We start from the raw sequence: 17,593 nt of genomic DNA on the forward strand, positions 1-17,593 counted from the left end.
GCCCCCCACGCCACGTCGCCACCATCGGGCGACCCCCCCACCAGCGGCGCCAGCAGCGCCAGGCCTCCCAGCCCCACGAGCTGGGAGGCGAAGGCCACCGACGTGCCGGAGACGCGCCTGCCGACCAGGCCGCCCACGAAGTCGGAGGCGCCCCAGGTGGCGGCCGCCACCAGGGCGAGGACGAGGTGCAAGCGGCCTCAGCGGGCTCCGCTGGCCAGGGTGAGGACCCCGGCGCCGGGCGCCGCCGCCGCGGGCGCGTGCCCCATCACGTCGACGTCGACGACCAGGCCCGAGGAGGCGGCGACCAGGTGCTCGGTGTGCTCGACGGCATTGGCGGTCAACAGCTTCTCGGATGCGAGCCCGTTCATCCAGTCGACCCGGGCGAAGCGCGGTTCGGCCAGTGCCCGCTCGAGCACCGCCGTCTCCAACAGCCGCCCCGGCGAGTACCGGGCCGACGCGGTGGAGCAGCGGCCGTCGAACACCCGGAGCACGTCTCGGTCGAGCAGGGACACCACGTAGGCGGCCAGGTGCCCGTCGAGGCGCAGCGTCGCCACCTCGAGCTCGCCCCGCGCCGCGTGGTCGAGTATGGCCGCCCGCCAGAACCGCAGCCCGGGTGGCGCGTCGAGGTCGCTCGTGCGGTCCGCGTCGCGCTCCCTCGCCCGGTGGGTGTGCTCGATCTCGTCGATGAGCACGGCCACCTCCCCCGCGTCGCACGTGAAGGCGGTGGCGGCCTCGACCCCGTCGACGTCGAGCCGGTTGCGGGCCTTTCGCAGCTGCTTGCGCAGGCCGCCGCCGAGCCAGTCGGCCACCGACGTGGCGCCCCCGAACTCGACCTTGGGGATGGCGACGCCCGGCACCAGGCGCGCGCCGCCGCCGAGCCGGCGCACCATGGCGGCGGCCACCGGGTCGCCGGCGGGGAGCTGGCCGAGCCTGAGGAGCCACGGGCGCCGTCGGGCACGGAGGTGCGCGGTCACGGCCGCGGCCAGGGCCTCGGCGGCGGCGGCGTGGCGGGCCGGCAGCGCCCCCCGGTCCGACTGGCGCCGGCCCAGTGGCGCGACGACGTCGTGGTCGGCGCCGGCCCGGGCCCAGAGCACGGCGACGCCGTCGAGCCGCCCGGTCGCCTCGTCCCGGACGACCACGGCCTCGGGCCCGGCCGGCTCGTAGGCCCGTACCCACGCCCGCAGCCACGTCCGCCGGGCGGTCAGCGGTGCCCCGGCCGCCTCGAGGAGGTCGTCGAGCTCGGCGCCGCCCGGCGCCTCGAGCACGGCGGGACCGCGGATGACCGAGGTGGTCGCCCGGTACGACGCATGGCCGCCGGGCGAAGGAATGGCGTCGCGGACGGGCCCGTCCCAGCGCGTCGCGTAGTCCATGGTTTCCTCCTTGCGGACGTACGCCGATCGCTGCGGCCGCCGTGCCCGCTTCGCCCAGTCTGCCAGGTCCGTCGGGAACGTCAACCGTGGCGGCCCTGGGCGACTGCGTAGGCCTCGGCGTCGGCCGGCGGGAGCGGCCGGGCGAAGTGGTAGCCCTGGCCGCGTGCGCAGCCCAGCTGGCGGAGGCGGTGGCGCTGGGCGGCGTCCTCGATGCCCTCGGCCACGGTCACCATGCCGAGGCCGCGAGCCAGGTCGACGACCGTCCCCACCAGGACGGCGTCCTCCGACGACGTGGCCACGTCGTCGACGAAGGCCTTGTCGATCTTGAGGACGTCCACGGGGAGCTGGCGGAGCGTGGCCAGGGACGAGTACCCGGTCCCGAAGTCGTCGATGGCGACGGACACGCCCAGCTGCCGCAGGCGCCGGAGGACGTCCACCGTCTGCTCGACGTCGTGCATGACGACGCTCTCGGTGATCTCGAGGGTGATGGAGCCGGGCGCCGCGCCCGTGCGCCGCAGCACGCCCGCCACGTCCTCGACCAGCCCCGGCTCGGCCACCTGCTTCTGCGACAGGTTGACGCTCATCGTCGTGCCCAGCGCCCGGTGCCACGTGCGGGCCTGGCGGCACGCCTGCTCCAGGACCCACCGCCCGAGGGGGAGGATGAGGTTGGTCTCCTCGGCCAGCGGGATGAACTCGGCGGGAGGGACCATCCCCTTCTCCGGGTGCGCCCATCTGACGAGCGCCTCGAAGCCTTCGACGGAGCCGGTCCCCAGGTCGACGATGGGCTGGTACTGGAGCAGGAAGTCGCCGGCGTCGACGGCCCGCTGGAGCTCGGCCTTGAGCTCCAGGCGCCGCAGCGCCGCCTCGTGCATGCGGGGCTCGAACAGGGCCCGGCCGCCCTTGTGGTGGCTCTTGGCCGTGTACATGGCGATGTCGGCGTTGCGGAGCAGCTCCTCGGCCCGCCCGCCGGAGCCGTCGGCCACGGCGATGCCGAGGCTGGCGGAGACGTCCACGTCCTTGCCGTCGATGGTGAAGGGCTCCTTCAACGCCCGGAGCAGCCGGTCGGCGGCGGCGAAGGCGGTGTCGGCGGCGCCGGGGCCCTCCAGGAGCACCGCGAACTCGTCGCCGCCCAGGCGGGCGGTGGTGTCGCCCGGCCGGACGTTCTCGGCCAGCCGGGCGGCCACGGTCGACAGGAGCTTGTCGCCGGCGGCGTGGCCCAGGCTGTCGTTGACCGTCTTGAAGTCGTCGAGATCCAGGAAGACGACCGCCACCTGGCGGTTGCCCTGGGCGCGCTGGGAGAGGGCGTGCTCGACCCGGTCGGTGAACAGCGCCCGATTGGCCAGGCCGGTCAGCGAGTCGTGCAGGGCCTGGTGGCGCAGCTTCCGCTCGAACGCCTTGCGGTCGCTCACGTCCCGGAGGGTGACGACGATGCCGCCGACGTTGGGGTCGCCCAGCAGGTTGTCGCCGACGGCCTCGACGTCCACCCACCGGCCGTCCGCCCGCCGGGCGCGGAGCTCGATGGGGACCTTGGGCCGGGCCGTCGCCGTGGTGGCCTCCTCGAACAGGGCGAGGGCCGCGGCGACGTCGTCGGGGTGGACGAGCCGGAGGAGCCGGCTGCCCACGAGCGAGTCGGGGCGGTACCCGAGCACCTGCTCGACCGAAGGGGTCTGGTAGCGGATGGTGGAGTCGGCGTCGACGACGGTGATGACGTCGGACGAGTTGTGGACGAGGGACCGGAAGCGGGCTTCGCCCCGGCGCTGGTGCAGGTCCTCGGCCAGGGCCGACCGCTCGAGCGCCATGGCCAGCTGCGAGCTCAGCGTGTCCACGGAGTCGACCAGCCCCACGGGCAGCGTCCGGTCGGACCGGACCACCACGGCGCCCAGGAGCTCGTCCTGGACCACGACGGGGGAGATGAGGGTGTGGAGGGCGTCGTCCCGCCCGCCGCCGGGGCGCTGGAGCACGGCGTCCAGGTCTTCGAGGCCGAGCGCGCCGGCCACGGGAGCGGGCTCACCGGAGGTGTGACCGTCGGGGTGGAGCTCCCGCTCCTGGTTCGCCACCACGTCCTCGTTCGACCACATGGCGAGGTGGGCCTCGCGCCCCGGGCCGGCCAGCTCCCTCGCCGCGTCGAGGGCGGCGGCGCAGATGGCCTCCCGGTCCTCCGACGCCCCGAAGGCGGCCGCCGCGCTCCCCAGGGTGCGCTCGCGGGCGGCGGTGTCGGCGAGCGACCCCACCAGGATCCCCACCCGGGCCAGCACCAGCAGCGAGAGCACGATGGAGGCCCCGGCGACGAACTCCAGCTCGTCGAGGTCGCCCCGAACGGTCTGCACGGCGAGCACGGCGGGTGCCACCAGGACCACGGTGCCGAAGACGAAGATGCGGACCCGCCCCGACCCGCTCTCGTGGGCGAGGCCGGGGGAGGACAGCGTGGCCATGGAGGGATGCAGGGCGGCGATGGCGCTGAAGGCGTAGAAGCCCATCCAGCCGATGTCCTGCGCCGTCCCCGGCTCGAACGTGCCCGACAGCTGGCTCACGGCGTACACGAGGTCGGACGTCAGCAGCGACGTCACGGCGAGCCCGAGGAGCCAGTAGGCGGGGCGCCGGGCCCCGGTCGTCATGGCGAGGCGGGCAGCCACGGCCAGCAGGAGCACGTCGCCCACCGGATAGGCGGTGGTGATGGCCCGCTCGATGAAGGGCATGCCCGACTGGACGGCGGGGGCGATCAGGTAGACCTCGGCGAGGAGCCCGCACCCGGTGGCCACGATGCACGCGTCGACCAGGCTGCTGCGGTCGCCGCCCGGGTCGCGCCGGCGGATCATCAACAGGAGACCGGCGCTCAGCAACGGGTAGCTCGAGAGGAACAGGCCGTCGGCCACCGAAGGGAACGGCCGCTCGACGTCGCGGATGAACGTGTCGTAGTAGTAGACGCCGTCGCCCAGGAAGAACACCAGCAGCCCGGCCGTGAAGACGTACCACCCGGTGGGGTACTCGGGCCGGTTGACGCGGACGCCGACGACGCAGGACACCACCGCCGAGACGGCGAGCCCCACGTAGACGGCGCCCCGCACGTCGGTGTCGGGGACCAGGTAGTGCCCCGCGACGGCGGCAGCCGCCAGCGCGGCGAAGACCTTCCACCCCACGCGGGGAAAAGCCGGGGAAGTGAGCCTGCGTCCGATTTGACAGAAAGTACATGTTCGGTGGCCGGTTGCAAGGGCATCGGTGCCCGCGGTGACGGGCGGCGACGGCGGCCGTCAGACGCCGCGCGGCAGCTTGTCGGGGCCCCAGCCCAGGTGCTGCTCGGCCATGCGCAGCGCGTAGCGGTCGGTCATGCCGCTCACGTGGCGCACGGCCGCGGCCACGGGGTCGGCGCCGGAGCGCTCGCCGTCGCCGTCGACGGCGGAGGGGTGCGTGGCGTACCACTCGACCAGGGCCCGCAGCAGCTCGACCACCCGGTCGGCTTGGGCGACCGACGCCGGGCGCAGGTAGATGCGCTCGAAGTTGAACGCCCGGAAGGCCGCCAGCGCCTCCGCCTCCGCCGCCCGCATCCCGACCCGGCCGGTGTCGGCGATGGTGGCGAGGACGGCGCCGATGAGGGCGTTGATCTGGGCCGACCGACGCCGGCCGACCACGGCGGCCACGTCGGCCGGCAGGTCGTCGGCCTCGACGATGCCCGCCCGCACCGCGTCCTCGAAGTCGTGGCACACGTAGGCGATGCGGTCGGCCCACGCCACGATCTCGCCCTCGGGCGTGTGGGGCGCCGGGCGGTTCCACGAGTGGTTGCGCACCGCGTCCAGCGTCTCCGCGCACAGGTTGAGCGGGCCGAGCACGACGTCGGCCCCGTAGACGGCGTGGTGGTAGCCGCCCTCCAGGAAGGGCGAGAAGGCCTCCTCGGACGCATGGCCGGCCGGGCCGTGGCCGCAGTCGTGGGCGGTGGCGGCCGCCGCCGTGAGCGCCACGTTCAGCCCCGCCGGCCGGGCGATGCCCACCGCGACCTGGGCCACCTCGATGGCATGGGTGAGGCGGGTGCGGAGGTGGTCGTCGTCGGGAGCGATGAACACCTGGCACTTGCCGGCCAGGCGCCGGAACGGCCGCGAGTGGTGGACCCGGTCGAGATCGCGCTCGAAGCAGGTCCGGAACGGGTCCGCCTCCTCCGGGCGGGCCCGGGTACCGGCGCCCACCGCCCGGGTGGCACCGGGAGCGAGGAGGGCGTGCTCGGCTTCCTCGCGGGCCTCCCGGCGAGCGAGGGGGAGGGGCGCCGGCCCCACCGCGGCGGCCCGGTGGGCGGTGGCGAAGGCGTGTCCGGCCATGCGCTCACCGTACCGAGCGCCTGTGACGCGGCCGGCGACCGGCGCCGCGCCGGTACTGTCGCGGGCGTGGACGGCGACCGTCTCACGGACGAGGAGACGGCCGTCGTCCTGCGCCGGGCGGCCGAGCTGGAGCAGCGGGCGCCGGGCGACGCCGGGGGCCTCGATGCCGCCACCCTCGAGGAGGTGGCCGTGGAGGTGGGCCTGTCCCGCCAGTCGGTGCGCCGCGCCATCGCCGAGCTGCGCGTCGGTGCCCTCGCGGCTCCCGCCGACCGCCGCCCGGTGCGGGCCACCCGGCTGTTCGGCCCGGGGACCCTCGAAGTGTCGCGGGGCGTCGCGGGTGCCGCCCCCGCCGTCGAGGCGGCCGTCCACCGCTTCCTCGAAGGCGAGCTGTTCCGGGTGGTCCGCCACGCCGGCGGCCGGTCGCGGTGGGTGCCGCGTGAGGACCTGGCGGCGTCGGTCCGGCGCAGCATCGACCGGCGCATCCAGCGCCGCCTGTGCCTCCAGGACGTGGGCGGGATCGAGGTGGCCGTCGTGGAGGACCCGGGCGAGGCGGGCGCCCGTTCCCTGGTCCACCTGCGCCTCGACGTGGGCGGCGTGCGGCGGGCGTCCGCGGCGATGGTCGTGGGCGGTGGCGTCGTCGGTGCCGCCGCCGCCGGCGGCTCGCTCCTGCTGCTGGGGCTCGATCCCGTCACGGCCGCCGCCGTCCCCGCCGGCGCGGCCGCCGCCCTGGCCGGCCACCGGCTCGGCGCCGCCCACCACCGGCGCCAGTCGGACGCCATCGAGACGGCGCTGCACGGCATGCTGGACGCCCTCGATCGGCCCGGTCGGGCCGCCGGGCACCGCCGGCCCTGAGCCCGGTCGGGCCGCCGGCCGTTGCCAGTGGGCCGTCCCCGTCCCGGCGGCGGGGCACTAGAACGTGAAGGGTGCTCGGCGCCATCTCCTACGACCCCGTGGTCCACATCGACCTCGGCCCGGTGTCCCTGTCCCCCCACGGGATGGGCACCGCCGCCGGGTTCCTCGCCGGCGCCCGGCTGCTCATCCCCCGCACCCGCCGGATCGGCATCGACGACGACGACGTCTACGCGCTCTTGACCCTCGCCGCCGTGGGTGCCATCGTCGGCGCCCGCCTGGCCTACGTCGTCAACCACGCCTCCGAGTTCGCCTCGGTGGCCGAGGTGCTCCGGGTGTGGGAGGGCGGCATCTCGCTGCTGGGCGGCTTCTTCGGCGCCATCGCCTTCGCCATGCCCGCCATGCGCCGGCGGCGGATCTCGTTCTGGAAGGTCATGGACGCGGCGGCGCCCGGCATGGCCCTCGGCGTGGTGGTCGGCCGGGTCGGCGACCTGGTGGTCGCCGACCACCTCGGCAAGCCCACCGACTTCTTCCTCGGGTACCGGTGCCCGCCCGCCGGCGTGGAGACGGCGTTCCCGTGCGAGCCGGGGTCCGTCGTCCACCAGACGGCCCTGTACGACCTGGTGCTGACCGCCGTGCTGCTCGCCGTCCTTCTGCGCCTGCGTCGTACGCCCCGCTTCGACGGCTTCCTCGTCATGGTGTTCGGCGCCTGGTACGGGGCCCAGCGCGTCGTCGAGGACTTCCTGCGGGAGGACGTGCGCCGGCTCGGCCTCACCGGCAGCCAGATGACGGCCCTCGCCACCGTCGCGGTGTGCACGGCGTGGATCGCCTTCGTGCGCCGCACGCCGGCGTGGGGCCGGTGGGACGAGGCGCCGGTGCCGGCCGTGGCGGCCGCGTCCGAGCCGAATGCGCGGGCCGGCGACGAGGACCCGCCCGCGGCGCACGCCGCCGGGCCCGAGCGAGACGAACGAGAGGAGTAAGCGACATGGACGTCCGCATCGGCGTGACCCAGACGCCGAAGGAGATCGAGCTGGACATGGGCGAGGAGCCCGAGGCCGTCGCCAAGAAGGTGGAGAAGGCGCTCGCCTCGGGTGACGGGGTCCTCTGGCTCACCGACCGCAAGGGCCGCAGGGTCGGCGTGCCGTCGGCCAAGGTCGCCTACGTCGAGATCGGCGCGTCGTCCGAGGAGCGCCGGGTGGGCTTCGGCGCCCCCTGAGTGGGCGATCTCCTCGACCGGAAGCTGATTCTGGTCACGGGCAAGGGCGGCGTCGGGAAGACGACCGTTGCGGCCGCGCTCGCCCTGCTGGCGTCCCAGCGGGGCAAGCGCACGCTCGCCTGCGAGGTGGACGCCAAGGGCGACCTGGCGGCGGTGTTCGAGACGGGGCCGACGACCTTCGCCGAGCGGGAGGTCCAGCCCCGGCTGTTCGCCATGACGATGGACACCGAGGCGTCGCTCAAGGAGTACCTGGCCCTCCAGCTGCGCCTCCCCGTCGCCGCCCGCATCGGGCCGCTGGCCCGCATGTTCGACTTCGTGGCGACCGCCGCCCCCGGCGTGCGGGAGATCCTCACCATCGGCAAGCTCGCCTACGAGGTGCGCCAGGGCCGCTACGACCTGGTGGTGGTCGACGGTGCCGCCACCGGCCACGTGGTCGGCCAGCTGGCCGCCCCCCAGGCGATCAACGAGCTGGTGCAGGTCGGGATCATCCGCGAGCAGACCCGCTGGATGCTCGACATCCTCTCCGACCCCCGCCGGACCGGGATGGTCATCGTCGCCACGCCCGAGGAGATGCCCGTCAGCGAGACCGTCGACCTGGCCGCCCGCCTGCGCTCGGAGACGGCCGTCGACCTGGCCGGCGTGGTCGTCAACCGGGTCCTTCCAGAGCTGTTCGGGCGGGGCGAGGAGGCGGTGTTCGAGCGCCTGGCCGAGCCCGGGCACACGCAGGCGCTGTCGAAGGTGGCGGGCGGCGACGTCGGCCCCATCGTGGACGCGGCCCGGCTGGCGGTCACCCTGCGCCGCACGCGGGCCGACCACCTGGAGCGGCTGCGGGCGGGCGTCGACCCGTCCGTGCCCCTCCTGTACGTCCCGTACCTGTTCCTCCGCTCGCACGGCCTGCGCGCCACCCACCAGGTGTCCGAGGCCTTGGCCGCCGAGCTGGGCTACTGATGGACCGGGCCCGCACCTCCGTGTCGGTAGAGCAGCTGCTGGCGGCCAAGGAGATCGTCGTCGCCTGCGGGTCGGGCGGCGTCGGCAAGACCACGACGTCCGCCGCCCTGGCCGCCATGGCCGCCGCCCGGCACGGCGGCAAGGTCCTGGTCCTCACCGTCGACCCGGCCCGCCGGCTGGCCGACGCCCTGGGCGTGCGGGCCCTCGGCAACGACGCCCGGCGGGTGCCGGCCGAGGCGTTCGCGGCGGCCGGCCACCCGGCCCGGGGCGAGCTGTGGGCCGCCCAGCTCGACACCAAGAAGTCGTGGGACGACCTGGTCTCCCAGCACGCCCCCGACCGGCGCACGGCCCGGCGCATCCTCGACAACAAGCTGTACGACAACATCGCCGGCCGGTTCGTGCAGAGCCACGAGTACATCGCCATGGAGCGGCTCTACGAGATCCACTCCGAGGGCAGCTACGACCTGATCGTGGTGGACACGCCGCCCACCCGCAACGCCCTCGACTTCCTGTCGGCACCCGAGCGCATGGCGGACTTCTTCTCGAGCCGCTTCCTCCGCGTCCTCACCGCCCCCGCCCGCCACCGGGTGGTGAACCTGGCCTCCAAGCCCTTCTTCACGGTGGCCGACCGGGTGCTCGGTTCGCAGTTCCTCCACGACATCGCCGAGTTCTTCTCCCTGTTCCAGACGATGGCGCCGGGGTTCGTGGAGCGGGCGGAGGCGGTGAGCCGTCTCCTGCGCGACCACCGCACGTCCTACGTGGTCGTCACCACCCTGGAGGCGGCGCCGCTCCACGAGGCCGAGGTGTTCGTCAAGGCGCTGGACGGGCGCGGCTTCCACCTGGGCGCCGTCGTCCTGAACCGGGTGCTGCCGGCGTGGCTGCTGGACGACGGTGCCGCGGCGGCGGCTTCCCGCCTGGCCGAGGACCCGGCCGCCGCGCTGGCCGGCCTGGGGGACGGCGGTGGGGTGGGCGGGGACGCGCAGGTCGCCCGGGTGCTGGCCGAGATCGCCGAGAGCTACCTGAACTTCCAGGTGGTCGCCCAGCGCGAGGCCGAGCAGCGGGCCGAGCTGTCGGTGTCCACCGACGTCGTCGTCTCCGTCCCCTACTTCGACACCGACATCTGCGACCTGCGGGGCCTGCTCCGCCTGGCCGAGAAGGTCTGGGCGTAGATTCCGCGCATGCCCGTGGTGGATCCCGCGATCGAGGCGTACACCGAGGCGCACTCCACGCCGCCCCCGCCGCTGCTGGTGGAGCTGGCCGAAGAGACGTCCCGCTCCCTGCCGTCGCCGGGGATGATGGTGGGCCACGTCGAGGGCCGCTTCCTCGAGCTGCTGGTGTTCGCGACCGGCGCCCGCCGGGTGCTGGAGATCGGCACGTTCAGCGGCTACTCGGCGCTCTCGATGGCGGCCGGGCTCCCACCGGACGGGCGCATCGTCACCTGCGACATCGAGCCCCGCCATGCCGAGGTGGCCCGCCGCTTCGCCGACCGGAGCGGGTACGCCGACCGCATCGAGATCAGGGTGGGCCCCGCCCTCGACACGCTGGAGACGCTCGACGGCCCGTTCGACCTCGTCTTCGTCGACGCCGACAAGGTCAACTACACGAGCTACTACGAGGCGGTGCTGCCCAAGCTGGCCGAGCGCGGGCTGATCGTCGTCGACAACACGCTGTGGAGCGGCCGGGTGCTGGAGGAGGCGGACGACTCCGAGGACACCGTCGCCATCCGTGCCTTCAACGACCGCGTGCGGGCCGACCCCCGCGTGGTGTGCGTCCAGCTGCCGGTGCGCGACGGGGTGACGCTCGTGGCGCGACGCTGACGGGGTGCTCGACTACCACCTCCACCTGTGGCCGCACGGACGGCGGGCCGAGGGGGAGACGGTCGAGCGCCTGGCGGCGTACTGCGAGCGGGCGGGGGCGGCCGGCGTGGCCGAGATCGCCGTCACCGAGCACCTGTTCCGCTTCGCCCAGGCCGACGCCGTGCTGGCCGGCTTCTGGGACGACGACCCGGATCCCGCCCTGCGCCGCACCATGGCCGCGTACTGGGCCGACCACGCCCGCGAGGACCTCGACGCCTACGTCGAGGCGGGCCTGGCGGCCAAGGCGGCCGGGCTCCCCGTCGTCCTCGGCCTCGAGGTCGACCACTACGCCGGGCGCATGGACAAGGTCGCCGCCCTGCTGTCGGGCTACCCCTTCGACGTCCTGCTGGGCTCCGTGCACTGGGTGGGCGCCTGGGGCTTCGACGACTACGACGACCCGGTGGTCGCCGCCGAGTGGGCCCGCCGGGGCACCGAGGAGGCATGGCGGGGCTACACCGGGGCGCTGGAGGAGCTGGCCGCCTCGGGGGTGTGCGACGTGCTCGCCCACCCCGACCTGTGCAAGGTGACGGGCCGCGTCCCCGCCGTGCCCGACGAGTTCTACGACCGCATGGCCGAGGCGGCGGCGGCCAGCGGCATGGCGGCCGAGGTGTCGTCGGCCGGCTGGCGCAAGCCGGTGGGCGAGGCGTACCCGGCGCCCGAGCTGCTCCGCCGCTTCGCCGCCCGCGGCGTCCCGGTCACCACCGCGTCGGACGCCCACGTCCTCCCCGACGTGGCCGACCGCGCCGGCGACCTGCGATCGATGGTGGAGGCCGCCGGGTACTGCGAGCTCACCGCCTTCAGCGGGCGCCGCCCCCGCCCGGTGGCCCTGTGAGGCGCCCGCACCGCCCCCATGCCGGCTCTGGCACCGGGAATCGACACCATGGTGTCGGATCCCGGTGCCAGACGGCGACAGGGGCCCGGTGACCGCGCCGGCGGCCAAGGCGGAGTCGCCGGCCGACGGGGGCCAGGCGCACCTCCAGCGCCTGATGGCCACGTGGGGGATGCTGGCCGACCTCTCCCGCGCCGACCTGGTCCTGTACGTGCCCGCCGCGTCGGGCGACCCCACCCGCTTCGTCGTCCACGGGCAGATGCGCCCGACCACGGGCCAGACGCTCTACCACGACGACCTGGTCGGACGGGTGGTCTCCGAGGCGGAGCGACCCCTCGTCGCCCGGGCGTGGCGGCTGGGCGAGATCGTCGAGGGCGAGGCGGGCGTCGACCGGGGCGAGCGGGCGCGGGTGCAGTGCATCCCGGTGCGCTGGGACGGCGAGCTGGTCGCCGTGCTCACGCGGGAGGCGCCCCTGGCCGTCGGTGGGCGCCGCCCCGGCGAGCTCGAGCGCGTCTACGCCGAGACGTTCGACCGGCTGGCCCGCATGATCGTCACCGGCCACTTCCCGTTCGAGCAGGAGGACGCGCCCACCACCGAGGCGCCGCGCGTCGGCGACGGCGTCCTGTCCCTCGACTCGACGGGCCGAGTCGAGTACGCCTCGCCCAACGCGGTGAACGCCTTGCACCGCATGGGCATCTACTCCAACGCCGAGGGCCTCCGCCTCGACGAGCTGGGCGTGGAGGAGACCGCCATCCAGCAGGCGTTCTTCCGGGCCATCCCCGTCACCGAGGAGATCGGCCGCCACCCCGACATCATCGTCCTGCTGCGCTGCATCCCCCTGCTGGAGTCGGGCGAGGTGTCGGGCGGGCTCGTCCTGCTCCGCGACGTCACCGACCTGCGCCGCCGCGACCAGCTGCTGGTGTCGAAGGACGCCACGATCCGCGAGGTCCACCACCGGGTCAAGAACAACCTCCAGACGATCTCGTCCCTGCTGCGCCTCCAGGCCCGCCGGCTCTCGGCGGGGGAGGGCCGGGACGCCCTGGCCGAGGCCGAGCGGCGGATCCGGTCCATCGCCCTGGTGCACGAGATCCTCTCCCGCGACCCCAGCCAGCAGGTGCCGTTCAACGAGATCCTCGACCCTCTCCTGCGCATGGCCAAGGAGGTGGCCGTGTCGCCGGGCGGGTCGGTGTCGTTCACGACCACCGGCGAGCCCGGTCAGCTCCCCGCCGAGCTGGCCACGCCGCTCGCCGTCGTCGTCAACGAGCTGCTCCAGAACGCCGCCGAGCACGCCTTCCCGCCCGAGCGCTTCGGCGAGGGCGACGAGCGGAGGGTGGAGGTCCGGCTCCGCCACGAGGGCCCGATGCTGGTGGTGGAGGTGTGCGACAACGGCCGCGGCCTGCCACCCGGGTTCTCCGTCGAGAAGACGGACACGCTCGGGTTGTCGATCGTGCGCAACCTGGTGACCGGCCAGCTGGGCGGGTCCATCCGCATGTGGACCGACGGGGGGACGATCGTGGAGCTGCGCCTACCCCTGGACCAGGGCCGGCCGGCGTGAGGTCAGGAAGCGGCGGCCTGGCGCTGCCGGGAGAGCCACACCTTGCGGAGCTTGCGGCGCTCCTCCTCCGAGGTGCCCCCCCACACGCCCGACTCCTGGTTGGTGGCCAGCGCGAACTCCAGGCAGGGCGCCTGGGCAGGACAGCTGCGGCACACCGCCTTGGCCGCCTCGATCTGCTCGATGGCCGGTCCGGTCGTGCCGACCGGGAAGAACAGGGTCGGGCTGGTGTCCCGGCATGCCGACACATCCCGCCAATCGTCGGTGTCCCAGTCGATCGAGCGACTCCAGGTGAGCGCCACGGTGGGGTTCCTCCTCGGACGGCTGTCTGCCGTCCGCATGTTCGTGAAATTGTTCACAAGCTACCGCGTTTGTGTACGGCGTGCGAAATGTGGGTGACCGCAGACTACCGGGCGGGGTATGCGGCCGCAAGGGCGAGGTGGCCAGAAAGGTGACCTTGGTCCTGGCGCACCGCGGGATGACGGCGAGCGCGCGCGAGAACACGCTCCAGGCGTTCGCCTCCGCGCGCACCGTGGGCGCCGACGGCGTGGAGCTCGACGTGCGGTGCTCGGCCGACGGCGTCCTCGTCGTCCACCACGACGCCACGCTGCCCGACGGCCGGGCCGTCGCCACCGTACCGGTGGCGGACCTGCCTGCCTGGGTCCCCACGCTGGAGGACGCCCTGGAGGAGTGCCGCGGCCTCGTCGTGGACGCCGAGATCAAGAACCTGGTGACCGAGCCGGGCTTCGATCCCGAGGAGACGGCGGCCCGGGAGACGGCCGCCCTGCTGGCCCGCCTCGGCATGGCCGGGTCCTCGTTCGTCTCGGCGTTCTCGATGGCGTCCATCGACGCCGCCCGGGAGGCCGAGCCGGCGGTGCGCACGGGGTGGCTGACGCTGGCCTCCTACGACCAGGTGGACGCCATCGCCCTGGTCGCCGCCCGTGGGCACTTCGCCGTCCAGCCCCGTCACGAGGCCGTCACCCCGGACCTGGTCGCCGCCGCCTCGGCCAAGGGCCTGGCGGTCCACACGTGGACGGTCGACGACCCCGAGCGGGTCCGCTTCGTCGCCGGGTGCGGCGTCGACGCCATCATCACCGACGTCCCCGATGTCGCCCTGGAGGCGCTCGGACGAAGGTGATGGCCGGTCGACGGTCGGGGCCGTGCGCGCGGACCGCGTGGGGTCGGCGGTGCGGTCGCCCGACCGACCGAGGCATCGGAGGGCTTCCACGGGCACGTCCTCGTCGCCATGACGGCGCGGCGGTCGGGCGCATGGCATGGGCGGGGACGTGTCGGTCCGGCGGGCGTCAGCCTCCGGCCGTCCCTGTCGGCGGGGACGTGTCGCTCCCGCAGGCGTCAGCCCTCCGACCGTCCCTGTCGGCGGGGACGTGTCGCTCCGACAGGCGTCAGCCCTCCGGCCGTTCCTGTCGGCGGGGACGTGTCGCTCCGGCAGGCGTCAGCCCTCCGGCCGTCCCTGTCCGCGGCGCGATGTCGCTCCGGCGGGCGCCTCCGTCGAAGCCGACCTGTCGCCCGCCCCCCTGCCTTGCTACGCCCCGGGCGGTGGTCCCCGGTGGCGGGCCCGGTTGTGGAACCCGCAGGCCGGGCGGCCGTTGGCGGCCACCGTGCGCCCGCCGGCCGACCACGGCTCCACGTGGTCGACCTGGCAGCGCCCGGCCGGCTCGTCGCAGGTGGGGTGGTAGCACTCCCGGTCCCGCACCTCGACGGCCCGGCGGGTGGCCCCGGTGAACAGGCGCCGGGCCACCCCCACGTCGATCACCCTCGACGGGCCGTCGAACACCACCCGCTCCACCCACGCCTCGCCCAGCCACTCCACCAGCGACCCCGGCGTGACCACCGTCCCGTCGGCCAGCTCGCACAGCGGCCCGGCGAAGGTCTCGTAGCCCACCAGGACGCTGAAGCACGGCTCGGGCCGGCGCCCGTCGGCCGGGGCGGTGCCCGCCCGCCGGGCCATCTCCACCAAGGCGTCGGCCCGGCGCTGGGCCGGGGTGCGGCGAAGGTCGCTCGCCATGGCGTCGTCGCCCCTGCGCTGGCGCGCCTCGGCCCGGTCGGCGGTGAACAGCTCGTCCTCGATGCGGCGCAGGGCCTCGGCCACGACGGTGCCGGCGATGGGGTCGAGCACCAGGTCGCCCACGTAGGTCCCCCCGAAGGTCCTGGACAGGTGGAAGCGCCGCTCGTCGCGCACCCGGCGGGCGTCGCCCTCGCCGCCGTCGCGGTCGGCCCGGTAGCGCCAGTAGGCCAGGGCCCGTACGAAGTGGGAGAAGCGCATGGCCTTGGCCTGGCCCACCAGCACGGCCTCGTCGCCGGCCATGGCCTCTTCGGTGGCCGGCGTGCGGGCCCGGGCCAGCAGGGCCACGTGCGACGAGTCGACCTCGCCCGCCGTCCACGCCGCCTCGGCCGCCGGCAGGTGGCGCAGGGCGCGGCCCAGGTGGACCCGGCGCTGGGCCGAGGCGGGCGCCAGGCCGCACTGCACGCTCAGCCAGGCGGCGGCGGAGCGGGCGCCCCGTGCCTGCCAGGCCCCCGAGGCGTCGAAGGCGGCGGCGGCCCGGGTGGTGACCGCCTCCAGGCGGGCCAGGCAGCGGTGCAGGCGCTCGATGGCCTCGGGATCGGACAGGGCCTGCGGCTCGGCCGCCCCCAGCTCCTCCAGCACCGCCTCCAGCCCGTCGATCACACCCAATCGTACACCTGTTCGATCAACCGGCGCAAGGAGAACGCTTTGTGTGGCAACGGTTTTTCGCCACGTAGGACCCGTTCGGTCCACTCGCCGTCGACCGCGCGCCGCGACGGGTCGCGGTCAGGCGCCGAACCACTCCCGGCAGGCGTCGAGGCCCTCAACCACGATGTCGTCCCGCCGGGTCGCCTCCCACCGCGACCGCGTCAGGGCGAACCGGATCTCGCGGGCGGGCCGCCCCTCGCGGTCGCGGATGGTGTACCCGTTCTCCTCGTACCCCAGCCGACGGGAGACCGCCCGAGACGCGGCGTTGTCCTCGAACGACCCGCTGGTGGCGAGGTCGGCGCCCAGGCCGGCGAACGCCAGGTGGAGGACGGCGGCCCGCATCTCGGTGCCGATGCCCTGGCCCTGGTGGCGCCGTCCCAGCCACGACCCGGTCCCCACCGCCTTGGTGACGGCGAACGCCCGGGCGCCCAAGTCCTGGACGCCGACGGGGCGGCCTCCGACCACCACGGCGGCCGTGAAGTTCCACCGGTCGGGGCTCCAGCCCGCCCGCTGCCCCCACCAGAACTTCAGGGCCTCCCGCTCGAGGTCGGGCGACGACGCCCGGGTCCACGGCTGGAGGAACGGCATGCGGTCGGGATCGTGGATCCCCTCGGCGGCGACGGCGGCCAGCTCGGCGAGCATGGCGTCGTCGGGGTAGCGCAGCTCCAGGCGCGGCGTGCGCACGACGATGTCGAACAGCGGCCAGACGGGGTGCCCCATCCCGACAGCTTGAAGGCTGCACGGGCGCCGGCCCAGCGGATTTCGCCGAGCCGTCAGCGGTGACGTGTTCCGGTACGCCCCACCATCGGGCGACCGCCAGCCGCTAAGGGAGGATGGTGGCGGCCACGCCGGCGTGGTCGGACGGCCACAGGCCGCCGGCGGTCCGGTCGTCGGGGTCGGCCCCGTACCGGCGGGAGTCGACGAGGCCGACGCTGCCCCGCGTCATCACGTGGTCCACCCGGTGCTCGAGGGCGCCGGGGGGCTCGTCGAGTAGCTCGCCGAAGCCGGACGTGTAGCCCGGGTCGGTGGGATGCAGGGCGCGCCAGGTGTCGGTCAGGCCGGCGGCGACCAGGGCGTGGAACGCCAGGCGGTTCGTGTGGTCGGGCAGCTCGGGGCCGGTGTTGAGGTCGCCGGCCAGGACGACGTCGCCGGGCGCCGACCCGATCGGCCCGGTGGGCGCCACCAGCTCCCCCGCCTGGCCCAGCCGGATCAGCGGGTGGAAGGCCTCCAGGTGGGTGTTCACGAAACGGAAGGCCCGCCCGTCGACGGTGGCGTCGACGGAGATCCACCCACGCTTCACCGCGACCACCTGCCCGCTGCCGGTGGGGACGACGAGCGTCGTCACGAAGTGGCCGGACCGGACGGCCTCCAGCCCGACGTCGGCTTCCAGGCCCGCCTTGACGAGGACGGCGTCGCGCTGGACCAGCCGGACGTCGTGGAGGAACGGGGCGCCGGCCGGGCCCTCGATGTCGGCCTCGTCCTGCACCCGGACCACCGAGTACGGGGCGCCGGCGGCAGCCAGCTCCCGCAGGAGGATTTCGAGGAAGTCGTACTCGACGGTGGTCGCCGGCGCCGGGTCGCCGAGAGGGCCGCGGTACCAGGCGGCGACCTCCTGGAGCCCCACGAGGACGGGATCGGCGTCGGCCAGCTCACGGGCGAGCGCCACCGCCCGCTCCGGGAAGTTGGTGCGCCTGACCACGGAGAAGATCGACGCCACGGCCGTCCGTGCCTGCTCCGGGGTCGTGGCGGCGATCGCCGGCCGCAGGTCCGCCCCGAGATAGAGGTTGCGCGTCATGACCTTGACCGGCAGCGGCCCGCCGGGCACGGTCCGCCCGGGGCTCGGGTCGGTGGCGCGGGCGCCGGGCACGAGCATGGCGGCGAGCAGCCCGAGCAGCCCCAGGACCACCACGGCGAGTAGGGGTCGGGGGCGGGCCATGG

Annotated in this window: 17 protein-coding genes; 9 read left to right on the top strand and 8 right to left on the bottom strand. The window is 74.8% G+C overall.

From position 1 onward, the window contains the following. From VM242_05545 to VM242_05560, 4 genes are all read right to left on the bottom strand, one after another. On the bottom strand, positions 1 to 191 hold a 191-nt coding region (locus VM242_05545), incomplete at its 3' end, for a hypothetical protein (GenBank protein ID HVM04615.1). Between the two features lie 6 nt (positions 192 to 197). Beyond that, the gene (locus VM242_05550) at positions 198 to 1,370 is read right to left on the bottom strand and encodes a GNAT family N-acetyltransferase (GenBank protein HVM04616.1); all 1,173 of its coding nucleotides are present in this window, start codon (positions 1,368 to 1,370) and stop codon (positions 198 to 200) included. Positions 1,371 to 1,450: 80 nt separating this feature from the next. Next, complete coding sequence (locus VM242_05555; protein HVM04617.1) at positions 1,451 to 4,507, bottom strand: EAL domain-containing protein; 3,057 nt, start codon at positions 4,505 to 4,507, stop codon at positions 1,451 to 1,453. A gap of 111 nt (positions 4,508 to 4,618) precedes the next feature. Then, positions 4,619 to 5,674, bottom strand: a complete 1,056-nt coding sequence (locus VM242_05560) for an HD domain-containing protein (protein ID HVM04618.1) — start codon at positions 5,672 to 5,674, stop codon at positions 4,619 to 4,621. A 66-nt stretch (positions 5,675 to 5,740) separates the two neighbouring features. On the opposite strand from VM242_05560, the gene VM242_05565 reads away from it, so the two are divergent. The 8 genes from VM242_05565 (at position 5,741) to VM242_05600 (ending at position 12,927) form a co-directional block, all read left to right on the top strand. Then, positions 5,741 to 6,526 carry a hypothetical protein gene (locus tag VM242_05565; protein HVM04619.1) on the top strand — a complete coding sequence of 262 codons (786 nt, stop codon included), beginning with the start codon at positions 5,741 to 5,743 and terminating at the stop codon, positions 6,524 to 6,526. Positions 6,527 to 6,597: 71 nt separating this feature from the next. After that, positions 6,598 to 7,503 (top strand): prolipoprotein diacylglyceryl transferase family protein, encoded by a 906-nt coding sequence (locus VM242_05570; protein HVM04620.1) that lies wholly within the window; start codon positions 6,598 to 6,600, stop codon positions 7,501 to 7,503. A gap of 5 nt (positions 7,504 to 7,508) precedes the next feature. Next, the gene (locus VM242_05575) at positions 7,509 to 7,739 is read left to right on the top strand and encodes a DUF3107 domain-containing protein (protein HVM04621.1); all 231 of its coding nucleotides are present in this window, start codon (positions 7,509 to 7,511) and stop codon (positions 7,737 to 7,739) included. Further along, positions 7,740 to 8,687: an ArsA family ATPase gene (locus tag VM242_05580; protein ID HVM04622.1), complete on the top strand. Its 948-nt coding sequence runs from the start codon at positions 7,740 to 7,742 to the stop codon at positions 8,685 to 8,687. Continuing rightward, a complete protein-coding gene (locus tag VM242_05585) occupies positions 8,687 to 9,856 on the top strand; it encodes an ArsA-related P-loop ATPase (GenBank protein ID HVM04623.1) in 1,170 nt (389 codons plus the stop codon). Before VM242_05580 ends, VM242_05585 begins: the two co-directional genes overlap by 1 nt. Positions 9,857 to 9,865: 9 nt before the next feature. Next, on the top strand, positions 9,866 to 10,504 hold the full coding sequence (locus VM242_05590; GenBank protein HVM04624.1) for a class I SAM-dependent methyltransferase: 639 nt from the start codon (positions 9,866 to 9,868) through the stop codon (positions 10,502 to 10,504). Positions 10,505 to 10,508: 4 nt separating this feature from the next. Next, complete coding sequence (locus VM242_05595) at positions 10,509 to 11,375, top strand: PHP domain-containing protein (protein ID HVM04625.1); 867 nt, start codon at positions 10,509 to 10,511, stop codon at positions 11,373 to 11,375. 88 nt (positions 11,376 to 11,463) lie between these two features. Beyond that, on the top strand, positions 11,464 to 12,927 hold the full coding sequence (locus VM242_05600; GenBank protein ID HVM04626.1) for a PAS domain-containing sensor histidine kinase: 1,464 nt from the start codon (positions 11,464 to 11,466) through the stop codon (positions 12,925 to 12,927). A 2-nt stretch (positions 12,928 to 12,929) separates the two neighbouring features. Here VM242_05600 and VM242_05605 read toward each other — a convergent pair whose 3' ends face one another. Further along, positions 12,930 to 13,226 (bottom strand): WhiB family transcriptional regulator, encoded by a 297-nt coding sequence (locus VM242_05605; GenBank protein ID HVM04627.1) that lies wholly within the window; start codon positions 13,224 to 13,226, stop codon positions 12,930 to 12,932. Positions 13,227 to 13,375: 149 nt separating this feature from the next. Between VM242_05605 and VM242_05610 the strand changes: the two genes are divergently transcribed. Beyond that, entirely contained in the window at positions 13,376 to 14,062 is a 687-nt protein-coding gene (locus VM242_05610) for a glycerophosphodiester phosphodiesterase (GenBank protein HVM04628.1), read from the top strand. A gap of 405 nt (positions 14,063 to 14,467) precedes the next feature. Here VM242_05610 and VM242_05615 read toward each other — a convergent pair whose 3' ends face one another. The 3 genes from VM242_05615 to VM242_05625 all read right to left on the bottom strand — a co-directional run. Beyond that, on the bottom strand, positions 14,468 to 15,610 hold the full coding sequence (locus VM242_05615; protein HVM04629.1) for a DUF222 domain-containing protein: 1,143 nt from the start codon (positions 15,608 to 15,610) through the stop codon (positions 14,468 to 14,470). A gap of 123 nt (positions 15,611 to 15,733) precedes the next feature. Beyond that, the gene (locus VM242_05620; GenBank protein ID HVM04630.1) at positions 15,734 to 16,375 is read right to left on the bottom strand and encodes a GNAT family protein; all 642 of its coding nucleotides are present in this window, start codon (positions 16,373 to 16,375) and stop codon (positions 15,734 to 15,736) included. Positions 16,376 to 16,478: 103 nt separating this feature from the next. Next, on the bottom strand, positions 16,479 to 17,593 hold a 1,115-nt coding region (locus VM242_05625; GenBank protein HVM04631.1), incomplete at its 5' end, for an endonuclease/exonuclease/phosphatase family protein.

This window comes from Acidimicrobiales bacterium, assembly GCA_035540975.1.
Taxonomy (GTDB): domain Bacteria; phylum Actinomycetota; class Acidimicrobiia; order Acidimicrobiales.

What these genes read in the sequence shown, in the direction of transcription:
- VM242_05550 (HVM04616.1), bottom strand. Translation starts at nt 1,370, where the DNA reads ATGGACTACGCGACGCGCTGGGACGGGCCCGTCCGCGACGCCATTCCT.
- VM242_05560 (HVM04618.1), bottom strand. Translation starts at nt 5,674, where the DNA reads ATGGCCGGACACGCCTTCGCCACCGCCCACCGGGCCGCCGCGGTGGGG.
- VM242_05575 (HVM04621.1), top strand. Translation starts at nt 7,509, where the DNA reads ATGGACGTCCGCATCGGCGTGACCCAGACGCCGAAGGAGATCGAGCTG.
- VM242_05585 (HVM04623.1), top strand. Translation starts at nt 8,687, where the DNA reads ATGGACCGGGCCCGCACCTCCGTGTCGGTAGAGCAGCTGCTGGCGGCC.
- VM242_05590 (HVM04624.1), top strand. Translation starts at nt 9,866, where the DNA reads ATGCCCGTGGTGGATCCCGCGATCGAGGCGTACACCGAGGCGCACTCC.
- VM242_05620 (HVM04630.1), bottom strand. Translation starts at nt 16,375, where the DNA reads ATGGGGCACCCCGTCTGGCCGCTGTTCGACATCGTCGTGCGCACGCCG.